20 protein-coding genes, 1 other RNA gene and 1 riboswitch are annotated in these 19,657 nt (G+C 59.1%); of the genes, 5 read left to right on the top strand and 16 right to left on the bottom strand.

The window, feature by feature from the left end; all coding sequences use genetic code 11:
• The 5 genes from ihfA to AABB31_RS04525 all read right to left on the bottom strand — a co-directional run bounded on the left by ihfA (nt 1) and on the right by AABB31_RS04525 (nt 3,434).
• On the bottom strand, nt 1–303 hold the full coding sequence (gene ihfA, locus AABB31_RS04545; RefSeq protein WP_342075635.1) for an integration host factor subunit alpha: 303 nt from the start codon (nt 301–303) through the stop codon (nt 1–3).
• Between the two features lie 95 nt (nt 304–398).
• Nucleotides 399–1,370 carry a beta-ketoacyl-ACP synthase III gene (locus AABB31_RS04540; protein WP_342075636.1) on the bottom strand — a complete coding sequence of 324 codons (972 nt, stop codon included), beginning with the start codon at nt 1,368–1,370 and terminating at the stop codon, nt 399–401.
• 1 nt (nt 1,371) lies between these two features.
• Nucleotides 1,372–2,496 (bottom strand): phosphate acyltransferase PlsX, encoded by a 1,125-nt coding sequence (gene plsX, locus AABB31_RS04535; RefSeq protein ID WP_373635467.1) that lies wholly within the window; start codon nt 2,494–2,496, stop codon nt 1,372–1,374.
• Between the two features lie 22 nt (nt 2,497–2,518).
• Nucleotides 2,519–2,725, bottom strand: a complete 207-nt coding sequence (gene rpmF, locus AABB31_RS04530; protein ID WP_008236104.1) for a 50S ribosomal protein L32 — start codon at nt 2,723–2,725, stop codon at nt 2,519–2,521.
• A 163-nt stretch (nt 2,726–2,888) separates the two neighbouring features.
• Nucleotides 2,889–3,434 (bottom strand): DUF177 domain-containing protein, encoded by a 546-nt coding sequence (locus AABB31_RS04525; RefSeq protein WP_373635466.1) that lies wholly within the window; start codon nt 3,432–3,434, stop codon nt 2,889–2,891.
• Between the two features lie 81 nt (nt 3,435–3,515).
• Between AABB31_RS04525 and AABB31_RS04520 the strand changes: the two genes are divergently transcribed.
• Both AABB31_RS04520 and AABB31_RS04515 read left to right on the top strand, forming a co-directional pair.
• Entirely contained in the window at nt 3,516–3,998 is a 483-nt protein-coding gene (locus tag AABB31_RS04520; RefSeq protein ID WP_342075638.1) for an outer membrane protein assembly factor BamE, read from the top strand.
• A 95-nt stretch (nt 3,999–4,093) separates the two neighbouring features.
• A riboswitch (FMN riboswitch) is annotated at nt 4,094–4,241 on the top strand.
• Between the two features lie 78 nt (nt 4,242–4,319).
• Entirely contained in the window at nt 4,320–5,177 is an 858-nt protein-coding gene (locus tag AABB31_RS04515; protein WP_342075639.1) for a DMT family transporter, read from the top strand.
• Between the two features lie 170 nt (nt 5,178–5,347).
• Here AABB31_RS04515 and ssrA read toward each other — a convergent pair.
• The 11 genes from ssrA to mtnK form a co-directional block, all read right to left on the bottom strand.
• Nucleotides 5,348–5,695, bottom strand: a transfer-messenger RNA (tmRNA) gene (gene ssrA / locus AABB31_RS04510).
• Entirely contained in the window at nt 5,695–6,039 is a 345-nt protein-coding gene (locus AABB31_RS04505; protein ID WP_342075640.1) for a DUF4345 family protein, read from the bottom strand. Before AABB31_RS04505 ends, ssrA begins: the two co-directional genes overlap by 1 nt.
• 74 nt (nt 6,040–6,113) lie before the next feature.
• Entirely contained in the window at nt 6,114–8,093 is a 1,980-nt protein-coding gene (locus tag AABB31_RS04500) for a thiamine pyrophosphate-binding protein (RefSeq protein WP_373635465.1), read from the bottom strand.
• Nucleotides 8,083–8,361, bottom strand: a complete 279-nt coding sequence (locus AABB31_RS04495; RefSeq protein WP_342075643.1) for a hypothetical protein — start codon at nt 8,359–8,361, stop codon at nt 8,083–8,085. Before AABB31_RS04495 ends, AABB31_RS04500 begins: the two co-directional genes overlap by 11 nt.
• Complete coding sequence (locus AABB31_RS04490) at nt 8,358–9,122, bottom strand: hypothetical protein (protein WP_342075644.1); 765 nt, start codon at nt 9,120–9,122, stop codon at nt 8,358–8,360. Before AABB31_RS04490 ends, AABB31_RS04495 begins: the two co-directional genes overlap by 4 nt.
• A complete protein-coding gene (locus AABB31_RS04485; RefSeq protein WP_342075645.1) occupies nt 9,119–10,174 on the bottom strand; it encodes a Rieske 2Fe-2S domain-containing protein in 1,056 nt (351 codons plus the stop codon). Before AABB31_RS04485 ends, AABB31_RS04490 begins: the two co-directional genes overlap by 4 nt.
• Entirely contained in the window at nt 10,171–10,539 is a 369-nt protein-coding gene (locus AABB31_RS04480; RefSeq protein ID WP_342075646.1) for a hypothetical protein, read from the bottom strand. Before AABB31_RS04480 ends, AABB31_RS04485 begins: the two co-directional genes overlap by 4 nt.
• Nucleotides 10,536–12,146 carry a glutamate synthase-related protein gene (locus tag AABB31_RS04475; protein ID WP_342075647.1) on the bottom strand — a complete coding sequence of 537 codons (1,611 nt, stop codon included), beginning with the start codon at nt 12,144–12,146 and terminating at the stop codon, nt 10,536–10,538. The genes AABB31_RS04480 and AABB31_RS04475 overlap by 4 nt, the downstream gene beginning before the upstream one ends.
• Before the next feature lie 226 nt (nt 12,147–12,372).
• Nucleotides 12,373–13,368, bottom strand: coding sequence for a sugar-binding transcriptional regulator (locus AABB31_RS04470; RefSeq protein WP_342075648.1), 996 nt, complete (start codon nt 13,366–13,368; stop codon nt 12,373–12,375).
• Nucleotides 13,369–14,472 (bottom strand): S-methyl-5-thioribose-1-phosphate isomerase, encoded by a 1,104-nt coding sequence (mtnA, locus tag AABB31_RS04465; protein ID WP_342075649.1) that lies wholly within the window; start codon nt 14,470–14,472, stop codon nt 13,369–13,371. It lies immediately after the preceding gene.
• Nucleotides 14,469–15,722 (bottom strand): S-methyl-5-thioribose kinase, encoded by a 1,254-nt coding sequence (gene mtnK / locus AABB31_RS04460; protein WP_342075650.1) that lies wholly within the window; start codon nt 15,720–15,722, stop codon nt 14,469–14,471. Before mtnK ends, mtnA begins: the two co-directional genes overlap by 4 nt.
• Before the next feature lie 174 nt (nt 15,723–15,896).
• On the opposite strand from mtnK, the gene AABB31_RS04455 reads away from it, so the two are divergent.
• From AABB31_RS04455 to AABB31_RS04445, 3 genes are read left to right on the top strand one after another with little or no spacing between them, the layout of a single operon-like run.
• Entirely contained in the window at nt 15,897–17,387 is a 1,491-nt protein-coding gene (locus AABB31_RS04455) for a sugar ABC transporter ATP-binding protein (protein ID WP_342075651.1), read from the top strand.
• Complete coding sequence (locus AABB31_RS04450; protein ID WP_342075652.1) at nt 17,384–18,400, top strand: ABC transporter permease; 1,017 nt, start codon at nt 17,384–17,386, stop codon at nt 18,398–18,400. The genes AABB31_RS04455 and AABB31_RS04450 overlap by 4 nt, the downstream gene beginning before the upstream one ends.
• Before the next feature lie 21 nt (nt 18,401–18,421).
• Nucleotides 18,422–19,465: a substrate-binding domain-containing protein gene (locus tag AABB31_RS04445; RefSeq protein ID WP_342075653.1), complete on the top strand. Its 1,044-nt coding sequence runs from the start codon at nt 18,422–18,424 to the stop codon at nt 19,463–19,465.
• Nucleotides 19,466–19,657 lie beyond the last annotated feature (192 nt).

The following is a 19,657-nucleotide window of genomic DNA, read 5'->3' as shown; positions in this document are numbered from 1 at the left end:
CTAGGATTTGTTCCCTGCTGCAACCCGGTCCTTCATCAGGTGGGATGGGCGAAAGGTCAGAACGCGGCGGGGATGAATTGGCACTTCCTCGCCGGTCTTGGGGTTTCGCCCGACACGGGCGGCTTTTTCCCGGACCGAGAATGTTCCGAAAGAGGAAATTTTGACCGTCTCGCCACGGACCAATGCGTCTGACACATGGGATAAAACGCTTTCGACCAAATCGGCACTATCGTTACGCGAGAGGCCGACCTCATTATGGACCGCGTCTGCCAAATCCACTCGAGTTAATGTTTTGTCGGTCATAATACCCCCTTCAATACTCTAGCGACCATAAGCGCGGGGCATTTTCAGAGTCAATAACAAGGGCTTGGCAAACATGGTTAACAGAGCGTTTCTGCCTACCAGCGAACAACCACCGCGCCCCAGGCCAGACCGCCACCGATTGCCTCGGTGACGATCAGGTCGCCTGTCTTGATCTGACCGCGCGCAACGCCAACAGAAAGCGCCAGCGGAATAGAGGCCGCCGACGTATTGCCATGATTTTGCACCGTCACCACCACCCGGTCCATTTCAACCCCCAGCTTTTTGGCGGTTGATTGGATAATCCGGATATTGGCCTGATGTGGAACAACCCATGACACGTCGTCAGGCCCAAGCCCGACCTTGTCCAGCGCGGTATGCGCTGTCTGCGCCAGCTTTTCGACCGCGTGCCGAAAAACTTCCTTGCCCACCATCCGCAGCATGCCGGTATTCTGTGTCGAAACACCGCCATCCACATATAGCAGATCCTTGTAACGCCCGTCAGAATTCAGATCCGTGGACAGGATGCCCCGGTCAGCCGATGTGCCGTCGCCCTCTTGTGCTTCGAGGATGATGGCGCCCGCGCCGTCGCCGAAGAGCACACAAGTGCTGCGGTCGGTCCAATCCATGATCCGGCTGAATGTCTCGGCCCCGATCACCAGCACGCGATCAGCCTGACCGGACAGGATCAGCGCGTTGGCATTTGACAGCGCATAGACGAAGCCGGCACAAACTGCTTGTACATCAAAGGCATAGCCCTTGGTGTTCCCGATCGCATGCTGCACCATTGTTGCCGCTGAAGGGAACGTCAGGTCAGCCGTTGAGGTGGCCAGCACAATGGCATCAATATCGTTGCCATCCATGCCCGCCATATCCAGCGCGGCCTTGGCTGCCTGTGTGGCCAGATCAGACGTCGTCTGATCGGGGGCCGCAAAATGCCGGCTTTCAATGCCAGAGCGGGCCTTGATCCATTCATCTGTTGTGTCGAGCGTCTTTTCAAACTCTGCGTTGGGCACAACCCGGTCGGGCAGATAATGTCCGACACCTTTCACGACTGCGCGACGCACCATTTTACTCGCCCGTATTGGTATTGAGACCGTTGGTCTCGTTTTCTTGCCCGGCATCTTGGGCAAGTGATGCTGCAGATGCAACCCGTGCCGCCAGTTTATCCGAAAAACCGCTCTGCGCCAGGCGATGGGCAAGGTGCAAGGCAGCCGCCACGCCGGTTGCATCAGCCGATCCATGGCTTTTGATCACGGTCTGGTTCAGGCCCAGAAACACCCCGCCATTGACCCGGCGCGGATCAATCCGTTTGCGCAGCCGGTTGAGCGAGCCGCGGGCCAACAGTGCAGCAAACATCGAAAGAGGGGTCTTCATCAAGGCGGCGCGCAGAAGCTCGGAAATCAGGCTGGCCGTGCCTTCACCTGTTTTCAGCGCCACATTGCCCGTGAACCCATCTGTGACAATGACATCAATCTTGTCCGACGGCAGATCGCCACCCTCGATAAAGCCGACATAGGTGAATTCACCTTTTTCTGCAGCTTTTCCAATAAGTTCATGGGCGACCTTTAACTCGGCCCGGCCTTTGTGCTCCTCTGTGCCGACGTTCAAAAGACCCACGCGCGGGCGCGTGATATCCAGACCATTGCGGGCATATGAGGCGCCCATCAGCGCATAAGTCAGCAAGTCATCCTGATCGGCCCGAATATCGGCACCCGCGTCAAGCATGACGTTGAAGCCCGATGGGTTGCGGGACGGCCACAGGCAGGCAATCGCGGGGCGATTGACGCCCTCGGCCTTGCGCAGGCGCAGCATCGACATGGCCATCAGCCCGCCAGTATTGCCGCAGCTGATGCAGACAGCGGCGCTGCCTTCGCGGACGGCTTCAATCGCAGACCACATAGAGGTTTTCTTGCCATGGCGCAGAACATGGCTGGGTTTGTCGGTCATCTTCACAACATCTGCCGCATCGCGGATTGTCACGCGATCTGCCAGATTGTGTTTTGCCAACAGCATTTTCAGCTCGGCCTCTGGCCCATGCAGGATGGCGCGGGCAGAGGGTGCCTTGCCCAGAAACTTCGAAAGGCCCGCAACAACTGTTGCAGGCCCCTGATCGCCGCCCATCGCATCGACGGATAAGACATCCGATACCGCATCAACGAGGGGCTGATCAGTGTCTGACTGGCCCTGTGTCATGTGTATCTGCCTGTGCCGCAGCTTAAGCTGCGTCGTCGTCGAGGTCGATTTCAGTCGTGTCTGCAATCACTTCACGTGTGGCGTAGTGGCCGCAGGACGGGCAGACGTGATGCGGGCGCTTCAGCTCACCGCAATTGTCGCATTCGTTTGGATTTGCAGCGACGAGTGAGTCGTGCGCACGCCGGTTGTTGCGGCGGGATTTGGATACTTTGTTCTGCTGGACAGCCATGTCTCAACCCTATGATTTATGGGCCGCTGGCCCTGATGTGTCTTGCGTCGAACCGGGTCCTACGCCATTGCGGCAGCCCTGTCGAGTGCGATGTCAAAGAGGTCGCGAACATACTGCGATTCCGCATTTGTGCAAGCCCTTTTCCGGCGCCGGAAAACCGCGCCTAATCCCCCTTCTTTTGCAGCTGATCGCGCAACGCTTCCAGCCCCGCAAAGGGCTTGGCATCCTCGTCCGTCATAGGGGTGCTTCCGGGGGCGGTAAACACGGCCTCGCCCAGATCAGCACCATCCTTGCGCGGATAAAGCGGCAGCGCGAGCGACAATGCCTCGATCATCACCTGGCCCAGATCAAGGGTTTCGGGCAGGGCTTCGGCAGTGTCGTCTTCGGGCATTTCAACTTCCGCGGCGTCGATGTCGGGAAGTTCGGCCAGATAGCTGCGGTGAACCGGTTCATCCAGTCTGGTTGTCACCGGTTCCAGCGTGACCACGCAATCCTGCACGACTGTGGCCCCCAGCATGGCTGTTAGGGTCCAGTCCCGCGATCCCAGCGGTTCGATTTTTCCCGATAGCCGCAATTTGCGGACCCCGACGATCCCAAGTGTATCTGCCACGGCGCGCCGTTCTTCCGCGGTGGGGATCAGCGCGAAATCGGTCGCGCGCCGGGTGGTCAAATCTGACAAACGCAGGTGTGATTGGGGCAGGGCAGCCACGGGCGCATCCATTCTTGAACAGGGGGTGGGTTCTACTGTAGTGGGATAAAAGGCAAGCGACGCCAAAGCAAGAGGGCCGGGATGGGCATCAGCACTGACAGAACATGCAGACAGCTGCGCAGCACCATGCTGGGGCTTGCCTGCATTGCGGCCGTCGGATGCACGCCGATCAATCGGTTTCACGGGTTCACCCCAAGCGAGGCCGAGCTGTCCGAGGTCCAGGTTGGCCAGACAACACGCGGGGCCGTGGTCGAGGCATTTGGCCCGCCCACATCGCAAGGCGCGTTGCAGAATGACAAGTTTTACTACGTCTCCAGCCAGTTTCGTTATGTCGGTGCCTTTGCCCCGCAAGAGGTCAAACGCGAAGTTCTGGCGATTTCCTTTACCCCTCAGGGCGTGGTCAGCAACATTGCACGCTACGGGCTGGAAGATGGCAATGTGGTCACGCTTGACCGGCGGGTCACCGATGATGGGATCAATGATGTGACCTTTATCGGGCAGCTGCTTGGCAGCTTCGGGCGGATCGACGCGGGTGCGCTTCTGGGCGACGAACCGGATAGCTGATTCTGTCCAGCGGCACTGCGCCAGCCTGATGCATCAGCGCCGGCATGGCGAATTGATGCACTATTGATCTATATCAGAACCTGCCATAATCTATCGCTTGTTCTCAGGGCGGGGTGAAATTCCCCACCGGCGGTATGGGCCATGTGGCCCGAGCCCGCGAGCGCCTTTGGCTTGTTCAAAGGGTCAGCAGATCAGGTGCGATGCCTGAGCCGACGGTCATAGTCCGGATGAAAGAGAGCGGGTATGTGGCGTAGGCGTCTGCCTGCGCGCTGTCCTGTTTTGCCTCTGCGATCATGTGCGGAAAACGAAAGGGCAGACGCAATGATCCATATTTCCACAAAATCCAGCGCGATCTGGGGTGCGGGCTATCTGGTGGCCGCAGGTGCGCTGTTTGCTGGGGCCAATACGGCTGTGCAAGGGGCCGGGATGATCCATGGCGTGCCATCCCCCACCATCGCTTTCTGGCAATATACTATAGCCTTGATCGCGGTTCTGCCCCTGGTATGGCGCAGCCAATGGCGGACAACACGCCCGGTTCTGCATCTGATCCGGGTTGGTCTTGCGGCAATCGGCGTGCAGCTTTGGATCGCGGGGCTGGCCTATGTTCCGATTTGGCAGGCCATTGCGCTGATCCTGACATCGCCCCTGTTTGTGACGACCGGTGCGGGTCTTTTTCTGGGCGAGGCGCTGACCCGCAGCCGGGTGCTTGCGGTTCTTCTGGGGGCGTTTGGCGGTGTTCTGATCCTTGCGCCGTGGCAGGATGATTTTACATGGGCGGCCATTCTGCCGGTGGGGGCAGCGTTATTCTGGGGGGCCTCGTCGCTGGTGGCCAAACGGCTGACGCAAACGGAAACAGCGGAAACGCTGACGCTGTATCTGCTGGTTCTGCTCGTGCCGATCAACGCGCTTGGACTGGTCGGCGCGGGGGCGGCAGTCAGCCCGCCCGCGATCTGGCTTGTGGCACTTGCGGGGCTTTTGGTGGCCGGGGCGCAATATCTTCTGGTGCGGGCCTATGTTGTGGCCGACGCGGCCTATCTGCAGCCCTTTGACCATCTGAAATTGCCACTGAATGTGGGGTTGGGCCTGCTTTTCTTCGGCTTTGCGCCGCCGGGGTTGATGTGGTTGGGGGCGGCAATCATTATCGGATCAAGCGCGTGGTTGCTGCGGCAAGAGGCGTAACGACCGGGCGTCGGTCAAAAACACAGCTGCGCGGTTTGCAGCTTTTGGCCTGCGGCGCGCCTGTTATGCGCAAGGGAAAAGGCCGCGTCCCCTACGTCGATGGGGGCGACATAACATGCGGCTGGCGTTGACGGGTTGACGGCATCAGCGTGTGTTTCATTTTGTATGAAAATGCAGGTTTCTGTTGCCAGGTACCTGCGAACCCCGCCCAAGGTCGCAAAACCTTAGGAGTTAATTTTCGATTTTACGCACAGCTTACGCTGCGAGTGCCATCGGTGCTTTGTTGTCATTTGCAACTAGCTTTGTTGTACCGATAACGGTGGTAACTCACCGAGACAAAGCAAACCCCTTTAGACGTTCGTCGATCCTATTTCGTCCCCTCGCTGGCCAAATGAGCCGTGATGGTGGAGACGCCGGGTACCGCCCCCGGGTCCGATCCGCTTATTACGAGCGCGTTTATGTCCATAGTCCCGAAGGACACCAAAGATATAAGAGCTGACAGCGCGTCGCACAAGCCTCAGAGGTTCAAAACGATGGCCGGGACCCCAACGCCCGCCTCGACCCAGAAATAAACCCACTTCTTGCGCGAGCGTCCGTCGAGTAGCAGAGATGTCAGACGGCCCAGTGCGGCCCCGCACCAGCAAAACCCCAGCATCGCATAGGCCGTGGGGCCACCAAGGATCAGCGCGCCGATCCCCATGCCGACAAACAGGCACCCAACCGATGCCCGGATTTCAGATGGCCCCATATGTGACCTGCCCGGATCAAGATCGAGTGCCGACATCGTGTATTTTGGCGCAAGCCACCCGAAACACCCCAGCGCGATGCTGGTCAGGGCGAAGATGATATTGAGGATATCCATGCTGCTTACATGAATGCCGCTGACGGAAAGTCAATGTTGCCGGGCAGGGGCGCAGACCCCGGCACCAGAAAGCATCAAACCAGTTCAGCGTCTGTCATGATTTCCACAAGTGCGGGGCCGTCTACCGCAAGCGCCTTTTGAATGGCATCGGTGATATCCTCGGTCTTGGTGACCTTTTGCCCATGCGCCCCGCAAAGCTTGGCGAAGGCTGCAAATGACGGGTTGTGCAAATCCGTTTCCCAGACCGGCCACTCGCCGGATCGCTGTTCCTTGGAAATCTTCCCAAGCTCGCCGTTGTGCAAAAGGATATGGGTAATATCCATGCCGTATTTGACGGCTGTGGTCAGGTCCATCGGATATTGCCCAAAGCCGCCATCACCCGAGATGGATATCACCTTGCGCCCCTTCAGCGCGGCCACATCCTGCGTCGCGGCCCAGGCCCCGATGCCAGCGGGGAACCCATAGCCAATCGACCCCAGATAGCCCGACATCAGCACCCGCTGGCTGCCCTTCGTTTCAAGATAACGGCCAAAGGAATAGGTGTTGTTGCCCACATCAACGGCAAAGATGGCGTCATCGGGGACAAGCTTGCCCAGCGCATCAAAGATGGCAAAGGAATGAATGCCGCCGCTATGTTCTTCGGCGAGCCTGCGCTGCTTTTCATCGCGCCAGATGGCCCAGCGTTCGGCCAGTTCCGGTTTCTGATCAACAGCGTCGGGGTTCGGATTGATGCGGCCCGCGGCTGCATCACAAAATGCACCAATCTCGCCCCAAACCGGTACCTTCACGGGATGGAATTTGCCCAACTGCATCCGGTCATAATCGACCTGAATGATATTTTCCTTCAGCGCGATGCCCGTGTGGTTGGAGAAACTGGCCCCAAAGGCCACAAGCACATCCGCCTCATTCATGAACCAGCTGGCAATAGGCGTGCCGGATCGGCCCAGAACACCGCCACCCAGCGGATGGCTGTCCGGCACCAGCCCCTTGGCCTTGAAGGTCGTGACAACAGGCGCACCGATTTTCTCGGCCAGCGCAATGATCTGGTCACGCGCGCCGTAAGCACCGTGGCCTACGACAATCATGGGTCGCTTGGCACTGTTCAACAGATCAACAGCTGCGTCGATATCACCCTGCGCAGGCGTGACGCGGGTGCCCGCCATTCGCCCGTCAGGGGCGCCTGCTGGTTTTTCCGACGGAATGGTCTGCACGTCGTCTGGGAAAATCAGATGCGCGACATTCTGTTCGACAATGGCATTCTTGCAGGCAAGCGACATCAGTTCGGCATGGTTGGAACTATTCAGCACAGGCTGCGAGAATTTCGAAACAGCCTGAAACGCCGATTGCAGGTCGATATCCTGAAACGCCCCGGGGCCAAAGACCTGCGTCTGTACCTGGCCTGTCAGGGCCAGTACCGGCGCCCGGTCAACTTTGGCATCCCACATGCCGGTCAGCAGATTGGTCGCACCCGGTCCTGCAATGGTCAGACAGGCGGCGGGCTGCCCGGTCAGCTTGCCATAGGCCGAGGCCGCGAAGGCCGCGACCCCTTCATGCCGGATGCCGTAGTATTTCAACTTCTTGTCGATCACGCCGCGCCGGATCGCATCTGCTAGCCCGAGGTTCGAATGCCCGACCATGCCAAAGACCGTCTGGACGCCCCAATTTGTCATCGTCTCGACCATCACATCCGTGACGGTCCGCGTGTGGGGCGGCTCAGCCTCCAGCCCCACGAAGATCTCGCCATCCCGAATGTCGAGCGGGTACATTTCCTGGCCCGTGTCTTCATGCCCGCCGGGGGGCTTGCCGGTCAGCGGATCAAAATCCCAACCATGCCAAGGGCAGCGGATCCAGCATTTGTCATCCACGCCTTTCTCGATTGACCCTTCACCCAACGGCCCTTTCTGGTGGGGACAGTGATTGTTCATCGCGGCCCATTGTCCGTCAAAATGCACCAGACAAATCGAGGTCGTGCGCGCGGTGACGGTCTTGACCCGACCCTCGGGCAGGTCCTCGATCCGTCCGACGGAAATCCAATCCAAGGCATCAGTGGTCATGCGTGTCATCCTTTTGCGGTGCGACGAAATCTATGAATTTTTGCAGGTAAGTCAGGATCAGGAACACGCCAGTAGCCCAGATCAGCAATTCGAACGGGGCAAACGGGGTGCCGCGCAGCCAACGGCCCAGCAGACCGCCGCCGGGGCGCAGTTCGGCCCATCCGAACAGGCCCGAACGCGGCCAAAGGTCCAGAAACCAGAACCGGGACAGATAGAGCATGACAAGCCCAACTAGAAACATCAGCAGGAGCAGGATAACCCGTTTCATTCGTCAACAAGCTCCATCGTTGTATCATCCATCCGCAGGATAAGCATGTCACCGCGGCGTTCAAGATCGCCCTCTACGGTGATGAACTGCCCGATATAGTCGTAGGCCGCTTGTGGAAGTCGGGTGCCATCCGGCCCAGTGATCAGCATGAAATCGGACCCTTCAATCGGCTGGGTCGACACAAAGACCGGCGGCACATCGCCCAGCAAGCACAGGTTCGCGCAGGCCTTGTGGGCGAGGCCACGCCCCGGTCGCATCGCCCCGTTCAGGCATTTCCCGTCGCAATTCTCGCCTGCGACCTTCCAGCGCCCCAGCGGTTCGGTTTCCATCACTGGTGCATCGCCTTCAGCCGCACTGATCCCTTGCCGCCCACCGCGCAACTGCATCATGTCGATGGTGCCGCGTTGCAGGATGATCCCGGAAACCGTTGCCAGTTGGCCCTCTAGCCCCATGGCGCGCATATCGACCCCGGACTTACCTCCAGCCGTCAACATCAGTGTCTTACCCGGCTTGATCAGATCATTGCCTTCAGTAACACGCAGCAAGGGATAGGGCGTCAGTTCCACGACACCCGTCACCGTCTGCCTGCCATAGTCAAAGCGAAAACCTGATGCGGCCGGTTCATCCTGCGTGCTGCCGATCAGCAGGCCGGTGAACAGGAATATCGCGACGACAAGTGCGGCGGCGAGAAACAGAAACTTTCGCAGTGTTGCCGGAATCGGCAGGTAGCCCACGAAAAACGGCTTGTCATGGTCGCTCATGCTGGGGCCTCCTGAAGGGGGACAGGCTCGACGTAAGTCCCCGGTGGGTTGGCGTCGCGGTGGACCTGCACGGTCGGTCCGCTTAACCGGATGTTGTAGGTCGGGACCATTTCGGTGAAGGGGGCCGGCGACCGCCCGTTCGTCACGTCATACTGGAACCCGTGCCAGGGGCAGGTCACAAGGCAGTCAATCACGCGACCTTCGCCCAATGGCCCGTTCTGGTGGGCGCAGGCGTTGGAAATTGCGCTGAGCTTGCCGTCTTGGTTGAACACGGCCACCCGGTCACCGCCGGGTAGGATCTTGATCTTGGCAAAGCCGTCGCGGATATCGCCCGCATCGCAGACGTCGATCCAACCGTCCACATCCTCGCCCAATTCATCCCCGCCGCGCCAATCCAGCAAGGCGGCGTAGGCGTGAAGTCCCGCGACAGATAGCGCGCCGCCGATAAAAATCACCGTAAAGGTGTGGTTTTGCTGGTCTTGCAAGATGCCAAGGCTGACATGGGCAACGACAGCCACATAGGCCAGGTAAATCAGTGTATGCAGCCGTTTCCAGACCGGCGGGGTCAGGAATTTCATCCAGAAATCATGGCTGGTCGCTGACAGGATCAGCAGGCAGATCAAGGCGAAGATGCCAAAGATTTCAAAAGGAAAGCCTGCCAACTGGCCATAGCTGGTGTTGGCGAATAAGAGGGCTTCGTATTTGTCGGAGCTGGAAAAGGCGAAATACCAGTTCAGGATGTAGCTGGCGTGGGTGATCGCCACGAAAGTCGTCATCACCCCAAAGTGGCGACGGTTGTAAAGCAGCGGCAGGAACCGGCGGTCGATCCGCGCCAACGGCCCGATGCACAAGATCACTGTCAGCATCACAAAGGCACAGGCCCCGAAGGCCCGGGCGTTATGCACCTGCGGATTGATCGGGAATTCATGGCTCAGCAGTTCGGGGCTGACATGCAGGAACAGCCACAAGAACAGGACGACCCCCGCCAGCATCACCCCATCGTAAAGCCATTTGTTACGGTTCCACTCGACCGGAATGTATTTGACGCTCATTCCGGGGCCTCGCTCAGTTGCACCGGGGCGATATCCGCGGGCCATGTTTGGCGCACCGACAGACCGGCCACGATGATGACCACAATCGCGATGGGCATGATCAGGGCAAACCATTGATGTGAGGTCCTGCGTGGTCGATACCTGTCTGACCATTCATCCTTGCCATCGGCCAGGATGTACCAGCGCCACAATACAAGCGGCCAGATCAGCAGAATGCCGGGCACCAGCAACGGACGGAACACATAGGCGCCCCGGGCGTCCTCATCCAGCCGGTCCATACCGAAGGTCAGAAACGCGACAGCGACAAGCGCGCCGATCCCGCCCCATATCTTGACGATCAGCAGAATAAGCTCTGCCTGGTTCATGCGACGCCCCCGAAGCTGACACCCGAAATCTCGGCCATGTCTTTCTTCCATGTGGTCAGATCGTCATGATTGAATTTTGATAGATGATCATGGCCACAGGCGCGGGCCATCACCTGCATCAGCTCGACCGATGCACTAAAGAAATTCGCCAGTTGCTGTGCGGATTTTTCGGCGATCAACCGGTTCACCAGATGCGGTTTTTGCGTCGCGATCCCCACAGGGCAGTTATTTGTATGGCAAGCGCGCATCGCGAGGCAGCCGATAGCCTGCATGGCAGAGTTGGACACCGCGATCGCATCCGCGCCTAGCGCCATCGCCTTGATGAAATCGGCCGGTTTGCGCAAACCTCCGGTGATAACAAGCGAGATGTCACCACGCCCCAGCTTGTCCAGATGACGGCGCGCGCGTGCCAATGCCGGGATCGTCGGGACCGATATGTTATCGCGGAAAATGATCGGTGCGGCCCCGGTGCCGCCGCCGCGACCATCAAGGATGATGTAGTCGACACCCACTGCGAGTGCCGCGTCGATATCCTTTTCAATATGCTGCGCGGACAGTTTATAGCCAATCGGAATACCGCCGGTCTTGTCACGCACTTCGTCTGCGAAATCCTTGATCTGGCTGACTTCCGTCCACTCAGGGAACCGCGGCGGGGAGATCGCCGATGTGCCCTCTTCAAGGCCCCGGACCTCGGCAATTTTGCCTTTGACCTTGTTGCCCGGCAAATGCCCGCCGGTGCCGGTCTTGGCGCCCTGACCGCCTTTGAAGTGGAAGGCCTGTACTTTTTCCAGCTTGTCCCAACTGAACCCGAACCGACCCGAGGCGAGTTCATAGAAATAGCGGGAATTCTCGACCTGCTCCTCAGGCAACATGCCGCCCTCGCCAGAGCATATCCCGGTTCCGGCAAGCTCCGCGCCACGGGCCAGAGCGACCTTGGCGGATTCAGACAGCGCCCCAAAACTCATGTCAGAGACAAAAAGCGGTATCTCCAGTTTCAAGGGCTTTTGTGCGTTTGGTCCGATCACCACCTCTGTGCCCACGGCGTCATCGTCCAACAGTGGTGGCTTGGCCAGTTGCGCCGTCAAAAGCTGGATGTCATCCCAGTCGGGGAGTTCGGTGCGCGGGACACCCATCGAATCCACAATGCCATGATGTCCGGTCTTGGTCAGGCCGTTCTTGGCATAGTTCTGGATCATCCCGTTATAGGGTTCTTCGGCTGTGCCGTGGCTTGGGTCGGCATAAAGGCCAAGGTAGGCGTCGCGGTTATAGGGCTGCGGGTTGGCGTGACCCCATGCGTTGATCTCATCCGCGTCGACACAGATGTCATCGCCATCAATCCAGGATTTGAACTTCGGCAGCTTTTCATCATTGGCATAGGCGGACACACCGCTGTCCAGCCGGTAGTCCCAGTTATGCACACCGCAAATCAGATCATTGCCGCGCACATGCCCATCCGACATCAGCGCCCCCCGGTGCAGGCAACGGCCGTAAAAGACTGATATTTCATCATCAAAACGCACCACGACAAGGTCAACCTCGCCGACAATCGCATATTCGGGCTTGCGATCTGCAAGGGCGCTGAGTTTGAAAATTGCAGTCTTGTCCATGGGGCCTACCTTTGGTTCTTTCCGACAACTTGCGACAAAGGTCGCGATATTACCATGGCCGAAAACCCCGCTATTCGCGTCCTTCACAAGGATATGAGCAGCGGTGAGCACCAACTGACCCATCGGCGGTTCGTTCGGCACATGATAGCGGGCAGGATAGCCGCTTTGCGGCATCGCGCAACAATGTGGGTGGATGCGCGTTTTTGTTGCTAGGAATGGCCGTAAATCATGGGGCAGATTCCAAAAGCTGCGCAGCCATGTCGGCGCTGGTCACCAGATGTGTCGCATATCCGCCACGCAGGGCGGCCAGGGTGGACCCCAGCCTATCGCTGCCAGCGGCGACCAGTATCCGCATGTCCTTGTCGCGCATCTGCGCCAGGGTGACCCCGATCATCTGATCTTCGTTTGGTGCGCAAAGCGGCGCGCCATCCTTGTCGATGATCCGGCCGCAGATCACGCCGGCCGCCCCTTTGCGCTGCATCTGGGCCAGTTGTTCCTTGGTCAGCAGGCCGGTCCTTTCAAGATGACTGCCCGCGCTGATCGTTCCACAGGCAAAAATGACCTTTCGGCAAGCGGCAACCATATCAAGCTGTGCCGCGATCATCGGTTCGGCCTTTAGCTGTTCGGCCAGCGTCGGGCTGGAAAGCAGCAGGGGCACATGCATGTTCACGCATTGGGCGCGAAACCGGTTCGCCAGCGCAGCCGCACAATTTTCCGAGGCAAACCCGATCTCGGCAGGTTTTGAGCCAAGCAATTGCACAATCGTCAGGTCCGGCATCGCAAGGCGCGGGGCTATCTCGGACAGCCGGTAAATCGTCTCGCCCCATGCCACCCCCAGGTGATCACCCGGTTCCAGCAATTGCGGCAGCCAGTCAGAGGCTACACGAATAACCCGTTCCACGGTGCGGTGTTCTTCCATCATGTCGGCGGGAACAATCAGGGCCTCTTGCAAGCCGAACCGGGCTGTGAGGTCATGAACAAGGTGATGATTGTGAAAGATATCAGTGTCCAGGGTGATCCGGACATAGTCGCGCTGCCGGACCTCGGCCAGATAGTTCACGACAGACGCGCGGCTGACGCCAAGCCGCTTGGCAATGTCGTTTTGGTTCAGCCCGTCGTGATAATAGCACCAGGCGGCTTCGACGATGACGTCATCATGCCGTGACCGGCGCCCGGCGCGATCATTGCCCGGACGGGCATGCGAGTCCGTCGGGCGGGGCATCTATTGCGCGGCGACGGCCATATCGGGGAACAGCCCCGCAAGACCTTCGGCGCTTGCCTCGCAAATCCCGCGCTCTGTGATCAGGCCCGTGACCAATCGGCTGGGGGTGACGTCAAATGCCGGATTGCCGCCGGGCGTCCCGGCGGGTGTCACTTGCACGACGCCAAGGCTGCCATCGTCGCGGGTCCCTTGAATATGGGTCGTTTCGCGGGCGTCGCGTTCCTCGATCGGGATTTCGGCGACCCCGTCGCTGACCGTCCAGTCAATAGTGGGCGAGGGGAGGGCCACATAAAACGGCACACCATTATCCTTTGCCGCCAGTGCCTTGAGGTAGGTGCCGATCTTGTTGCACACATCACCGCTGCGGGTGGTGCGGTCGGTGCCGGTGATCACCATATCGACCAGCCCATGCTGCATCAGATGCCCGCCCGCATTATCGGTGACATAGGTATGCGGCACACCATGACTGCCCAATTCCCATGCGGTCAGCGCGCCCTGATTGCGCGGTCGCGTCTCATCAACCCAGATATGCAGTGGAATACCTGCATCATGGGCGTGATACATCGGGCTGGTGGCGGTCCCCCAATCCACGGTTGCGATCCAGCCTGCATTGCAATGGGTCAACAGGCGGACCGGCTCGCCGGGTGGTTTATGTGCTGCAATGTCCCTGATCAGTTGCAGCCCGTGTTCACCGATCTGGCGGTTGATTTCGACATCCTCATCGGCAATGGCATGGGCCAATGCAAGCGCTGCATCGGCCCGCTGTGCGATTGGCAGTGGTTGCAACGCAGCCCGGCACCGGTTCAACGCCCAGCGCAGGTTGATTGCCGTGGGGCGGGTTGCATTCAGATCGTCCCAGGCCCGATCCATATTGGCGTCGCTCGGGTCCTGCGCCATCGCAAGGGCCATGCCATAAGCGGCCGTCGCACCGATCAACGGCGCCCCGCGGACCCGCATTTCGACGATGGCATCCGCGAAATCCTGCATCGTGCGCACCGGTTGGGTGATAAACGCATAAGGCAGTGACCGTTGGTCGATGATTTCAAGAACCGCATCGTCGGCATTCCACCAAAGCGACCGGTAATGTGTGCCGTTGACCTTCATAGGAACTCCTCTGCGTTGAATTTTTCGGCCATATCGGTAAGGGCCTGTGGGCTGGCGATGGTCGCTGTCGCCACGATCAGATGCGCACCCATCTTCAGATTGCGGGCTTCAAGCCGGGCGCGCAAGGCAACATCGGCGATCTCTTCGAAATCTGCGTTATGGGCAAGTGACAGGCAGCGGCGGTGCATTTCGATCCCGCAAAATTGCAGTGCGTCCTGCCAGATCGTATCCAGCATGGCCGAACAGGCCGGATCGGCGCTGTGACCCTGATCCTCGAACAGGCTGCGGGGGTAGAGCATGCCGGTCCGCTCTGTCGCCCAGAGGTGCCGGAACTCAGCCGTGAAAGCCGCGCAGGTTTCGGTGATCACGTCCAATATCCAGCGCTGATAGGGGCCGGGGTCGCCGCGATGGGCAGGCTGGCTGAAATAGGCCATCAGGTAGTTGGCCATCAGCATCCCGATATCAAATCCCATCGGCCCATATTGCACAAATTCGGGATCAATGACGCGGATCTCGTCCTCTGTCGCCATGATCGAGCCGGAATGCAGATCACCATGCAGCATCGTCTCGGTGTTGGCGGCAAACTTCATCAGCATGGCCTGCACGCGGGTCTTAAGCGTGACATCGGCACGCAGCGCCGCAACAACCGGGTCAAGCCCGGGCGTGTGATTGTTCATCTCGGCGGCAAAGTAAGGATCGGTAAAAACCAGCGCTTCGGTGATGGCGGGGATTTCCACATTGCCGGCAAACAGCGCCACATCGGCTTTCTTGTCCGGGCTGGACATGGAAAGTTCGGACCCGCGAAAGGCCGTGCGTGCGCAGAACTGGCCGCAGAACTGACCCAAGCCTGCAACCTTTTCGCCCGCGATTAGCTTGCGGCGCAGGATGACATGCGGGCGCAAATATTCCATGACGATCATCGCCTGCGTTTCGTCAAAGAAAATCACCGCAGGCACAGTGCCGGGCGCGCGCGCCGCTTGCCGGGTCAGCGCGTGATGCTCGTAGAATGCGCGATAAAGGGGCAGGGGCCAGCTATCGCCAACCAGGCGTACATAGGGCAGGGCCTGCTTGACGATAACGCTGTCCTGCGCGCCTTCGACAATGAAGACAAGGTTCAGATTGCCGTCACCCACTTCGCGCACCTGCCAGGTGTCAGGCGGGCCGCCCAACCGCTTTGCGACCGCATCAATCTGACCCACTCTGCCGCTTAACGTCTCAACGGTCAGCGCCTGATATTCCCTGTCGGACACCGCCCTTACCCCCCGATTTTGCGCGGCCTGACTAAACAGGACCCGCAAATACTAGTCAATAGACACATAAATTGACAAATGCGTAATCAGGCGTAATCCTGAAAATCAGTTTGGGGGGGCGTGGTGAAAAATCCATGTAGAGGGGGTTTGCTGAAAGTCTGTGAGATCAAAGGCTTGCAAAAGTCCTTTGGGCAGAATCATGTTCTGCGCGGCATAGACCTTGACCTGCATGATGGCGAGATCGTCGTGTTGATGGGCGCCAACGGGGCGGGCAAATCCACGCTGGTCAAGGTCCTGTGCGGTGTGCATCCCGCAGATCACGGGCAGGTGTTGATCGGCGGCCAGCCCTTTCAACCTGTCGACGCGGCCGATGCAATCGCCCAGGGCGTGGTGACGGTGCATCAATCCATTGATGATGGCGTGATCCCCGACCTTGATGTGGCCACGAACCTGATGCTGGACCGGCTGACCGCGCCCGGCGCCAAGCTGTTTGTCCGTGACCGGCATTTGCGTCAGCAGGCCCGCAAGATTGCGGCCGGGATCGGATTGACCGTGGATGTGCGGGCGCGTGTGGGTGATCTGCCCGTTGCCGAACGGCAGATGATCGGCATTGCCCGTGCGATGGCACGCGCGCCCAAAATCCTGATCCTGGATGAACCGACATCGTCATTATCTGCGGCCGAGGCAGAGCGGCTGTTTGCGCTGCTCGAAGGGCTTAGGGCGCAAGGTGTTGCAATCCTCTATATCTCGCACCGGATGTCGGACATCCGCAGGTTGGCGGACCGCATCGTATGCATGCGTGACGGCGCGGTTTCGGGCGTCTTCGATCAGGCACCGCTGGATTATGACGCCGCAGTGGCTGCGATGCTGGGGCACAGGATGACGGATGTTGATATCGATCCTGTCGCCGTCACAACGCCGATCCTTGATCTGGCGGGGGTCATCCTGCCCGGCGCGGATGACCCGATTGATCTGACCATCAATGATGGCGAGGTTGTTGCCGTAACCGGCTTGCTGGGCAGCGGCAAAAGCGCCTTGGCGGACATCATCTTTGGCCTCGCAGCGCCAAAATCCGGCACGATGCGCATTGACGGGCAGGGCTACGCCCCACGTTCTGCCGCTCAGGCCGTCGCAGCGGGTGTCCATATGTCGTCAAAGGACCGCAGTGCCAATGCCGTGATCCCGGCCTTTGACATCAACAACAACATGACCCTGCCATTCCTGCAAAGCTTTAGCCGGATGGGCTTTCTCAATGGCCGGAGACAGGCCCATGACGTGGCCGAAATCATCATGCAGGTCGGCATTGTCTGCCAGTCGGGTCGGGATGCGATTGGCACCCTGTCCGGGGGCAACCAGCAAAAGGTGATGATCGGGCGATGGTTGCTGGAACCCTGCCGGGTGCTTTTGCTGGACGAGCCCTTTCAAGGGGTCGATATCGGGGCCCGGCATGATATCGGGCAGCATATTCGCGCAACCGCGGCGGGCCGGGCAACACTGGTTTTTGTGGCTGAAATCGACGAGGCGCTTGAAATCGCCGACCGGATTATCGTGCTGAGCGAGGGGCGGATTGCGGGCATCCATCGCAACGCCGATATCGACCTGAATGCGCTGATCGCGCAGGTTTCGGGTGCAAATGGGCTGGATCATAAGGTCGGGCTGGTATGAGCACTGATGCGGTTCTGAACTTTGCCATCCGGTTTGGGTTTCTGATCCTGCTTGGTGGTCTTGTCATTTTCTTCAGTAGCTTCGCCAGCGGATTTGCATCGCCCCGGTCTGCGGTCTTTATCCTGCAATCCGTTGCGATCACGGGCATTCTTGCCCTGGGGGTCACATGCACATTGGTGGTGGACGGGTTTGATCTGTCGATCGGTGCGGTGGCGACCTCGGCGTTGATGTTGTCGGCCTATTCGATGGTGATCCTTGAACATTCGGCAGGCGTTGCGGTGATCCTGTGTTTGTTGATGGGGGCCTTTGTCGGGCTGGTGAACGGGCTGTTGATCGTCAAGTTCCGGGTGCCTGATCTACTGGCCACATTGGGTATGATGTTTCTGCTGATCGGGTTGCAGCGGATCCCGACACAGGGCAATTCAATTGCGACCGGCATGCAGCTATCTGACGGGACCGTCGCCGAGGGGGCGTTTTCTGCTGCATTCCTGTGGATCGGGCGCAACCGCTTTGATCTGTTTCTGGAAAACCTCGTCCCGGTGCCGGTTGTGCTATTTGTGATCATCGCGGTGCTGATCTGGGCTTTCCTCGAACTGACGCGGCACGGGCGGTTGATGTATGCCATCGGATCAAATGCGCGTGCCGCAGCGCTCGTGGGGACCCATGTGAACCGCTACAAGGTCGCGGCCTACATGATCTCGGGGGTGACGGCCTCTATTGGTGGTATCCTGCTGGCGGCGCGCCTTGGGCGTGGGGATATTGCGAGTGGAAACAACCTGTTGCTGGACAGTGTTGCCGCAGCATTGATCGGCTTTGCCGTCCTTGGGGCGGCGCGCCCGAACGCATTTGGCACCGCCATTGGTGCGCTTTTCGTCGGTATTCTGCTGCAGGGCATGACCATGATGAATGCACCCTATTACACACAAGATTTCGTCAAGGGGGCCGTTCTGGTCGTTGCCCTTGTCTTTACGTTCTACCTCAGCGCCAAACGGGGTGCGGGTCGAACATCGTGAGTTCAGCAATTGGGAGGAAACATGATGCTGAGACGTATATTCCTGAAACTGGCCGGTATCGCGGCAATGACAGCGAGCGTCGCAAGCCCGGCATTTGCGCAAGCCCCGGCACCGTTTGATAATCCCGGTGAGGTCAAGATCGCGCTGGTACGGTATCTGGCGACCGGTGATTTCTTTCAATCCTATCTGGCAGGCGTTGAAAATCAGGCCGCGGCCCTGGGCGTTGATCTGCGGGTGTTTGACAGCCGGCAGGATGCGGCCCTGCAGGCGGATATGGTCGATCAGGCCATCGCACTCGGGGTGGATGGGATCATCATCCAGCACGGGCTGACGGAATCGATGAAAGACGCCGCACAACGGGCTGTTGATGCGGGCATCAAGGTTGTGGCCTTTGATGTGAATGTCGAAAATGATGCGATCCCGCAGATCGAACAATCCGACTATTTGTTGGGCAAGCTCGCACTTGATCAGGCCGTGGCCGACAACGGGACAGCGTTTACCGCCGGTTACGTCTATGTCCCCGGCATTGCCCCGCTGGACCGGCGCCATGTCGCCTGGGAAGAGGTGAAAGCAGCCAACCCCGACATTGTCGAGGCCGCCATGTTCGGCACACTTGATAACCCGATTGCCAATTCTGTCGCCAATCAGGCCAGATCGGTTCTGCAGGCCAATCCCAACATCAATGTGGTCTTCGCGCCCTATGATGAATTCGCCAAGGGCGTCAAAATTGCGGTGGACGAAGCGGGCATGACCGATGACGTGGATATCTATTCGGCCGATGTCTCAACCGCTGATATTGCGGCGATGCGCGAACCCGGCTCTGCCTGGGTGGCGACGGTCGCCACCAACCCAAGCGTTGTGGGCGAGGTGTCCGTACGGGCATTGGCGATCCTGCTGGCGGGCGATAACCCCGGTGCCAGCGTGATCGTCCCACCAACGCTGATCACGCAGGATTTCCTGAACGAACAGGACATCAGGAACATGGATGATCTGGGTCAGAAAATGCCGCAGTTTCAGCATGCGGATGTGGCGATGGCCGACTGGATCGCGTTGCCCGCGCGTTGATTGCCGGTTTGATCAGATGCCCGGCGCGTCAAGCCCGCCGGGCATGCATACCAAAGGGGACAGATGTGGAATGTCTGATGACTTTGACTTTGCCGTCACGGCATTGACCCAACACCTCAAATCGGATGTCGATGATCTGCATTGTCACAATGCCAGCATTCCCAAATTCTGAAAAAATGCAGCCACCCACCG

Source organism: Yoonia sp. SS1-5 (assembly GCF_038443705.2).
GTDB lineage: Bacteria > Pseudomonadota > Alphaproteobacteria > Rhodobacterales > Rhodobacteraceae > Yoonia > Yoonia rhodophyticola.
The sequence above is the reverse complement of the archived record's forward strand: the minus strand, read 5'-3'. Positions and strand labels throughout refer to the sequence as shown.

Coding starts and splice junctions, on each gene's coding strand:
- ihfA (WP_342075635.1), bottom strand. CDS start 303: ATGACCGACAAAACATTAACTCGAGTGGATTTGGCAGACGCGGTCCAT.
- AABB31_RS04540 (WP_342075636.1), bottom strand. CDS start 1,370: ATGGTGCGTCGCGCAGTCGTGAAAGGTGTCGGACATTATCTGCCCGAC.
- plsX (WP_373635467.1), bottom strand. CDS start 2,496: ATGACACAGGGCCAGTCAGACACTGATCAGCCCCTCGTTGATGCGGTA.
- rpmF (WP_008236104.1), bottom strand. CDS start 2,725: ATGGCTGTCCAGCAGAACAAAGTATCCAAATCCCGCCGCAACAACCGG.
- AABB31_RS04520 (WP_342075638.1), top strand. CDS start 3,516: ATGGGCATCAGCACTGACAGAACATGCAGACAGCTGCGCAGCACCATG.
- AABB31_RS04515 (WP_342075639.1), top strand. CDS start 4,320: ATGATCCATATTTCCACAAAATCCAGCGCGATCTGGGGTGCGGGCTAT.
- AABB31_RS04505 (WP_342075640.1), bottom strand. CDS start 6,039: ATGGATATCCTCAATATCATCTTCGCCCTGACCAGCATCGCGCTGGGG.
- AABB31_RS04500 (WP_373635465.1), bottom strand. CDS start 8,093: ATGACCACTGATGCCTTGGATTGGATTTCCGTCGGACGGATCGAGGAC.
- AABB31_RS04495 (WP_342075643.1), bottom strand. CDS start 8,361: ATGAAACGGGTTATCCTGCTCCTGCTGATGTTTCTAGTTGGGCTTGTC.
- AABB31_RS04490 (WP_342075644.1), bottom strand. CDS start 9,122: ATGAGCGACCATGACAAGCCGTTTTTCGTGGGCTACCTGCCGATTCCG.
- AABB31_RS04485 (WP_342075645.1), bottom strand. CDS start 10,174: ATGAGCGTCAAATACATTCCGGTCGAGTGGAACCGTAACAAATGGCTT.
- AABB31_RS04480 (WP_342075646.1), bottom strand. CDS start 10,539: ATGAACCAGGCAGAGCTTATTCTGCTGATCGTCAAGATATGGGGCGGG.
- AABB31_RS04475 (WP_342075647.1), bottom strand. CDS start 12,146: ATGGACAAGACTGCAATTTTCAAACTCAGCGCCCTTGCAGATCGCAAG.
- AABB31_RS04470 (WP_342075648.1), bottom strand. CDS start 13,368: ATGCCCCGCCCGACGGACTCGCATGCCCGTCCGGGCAATGATCGCGCC.
- mtnA (WP_342075649.1), bottom strand. CDS start 14,472: ATGAAGGTCAACGGCACACATTACCGGTCGCTTTGGTGGAATGCCGAC.
- AABB31_RS04450 (WP_342075652.1), top strand. CDS start 17,384: ATGAGCACTGATGCGGTTCTGAACTTTGCCATCCGGTTTGGGTTTCTG.
- AABB31_RS04445 (WP_342075653.1), top strand. CDS start 18,422: ATGATGCTGAGACGTATATTCCTGAAACTGGCCGGTATCGCGGCAATG.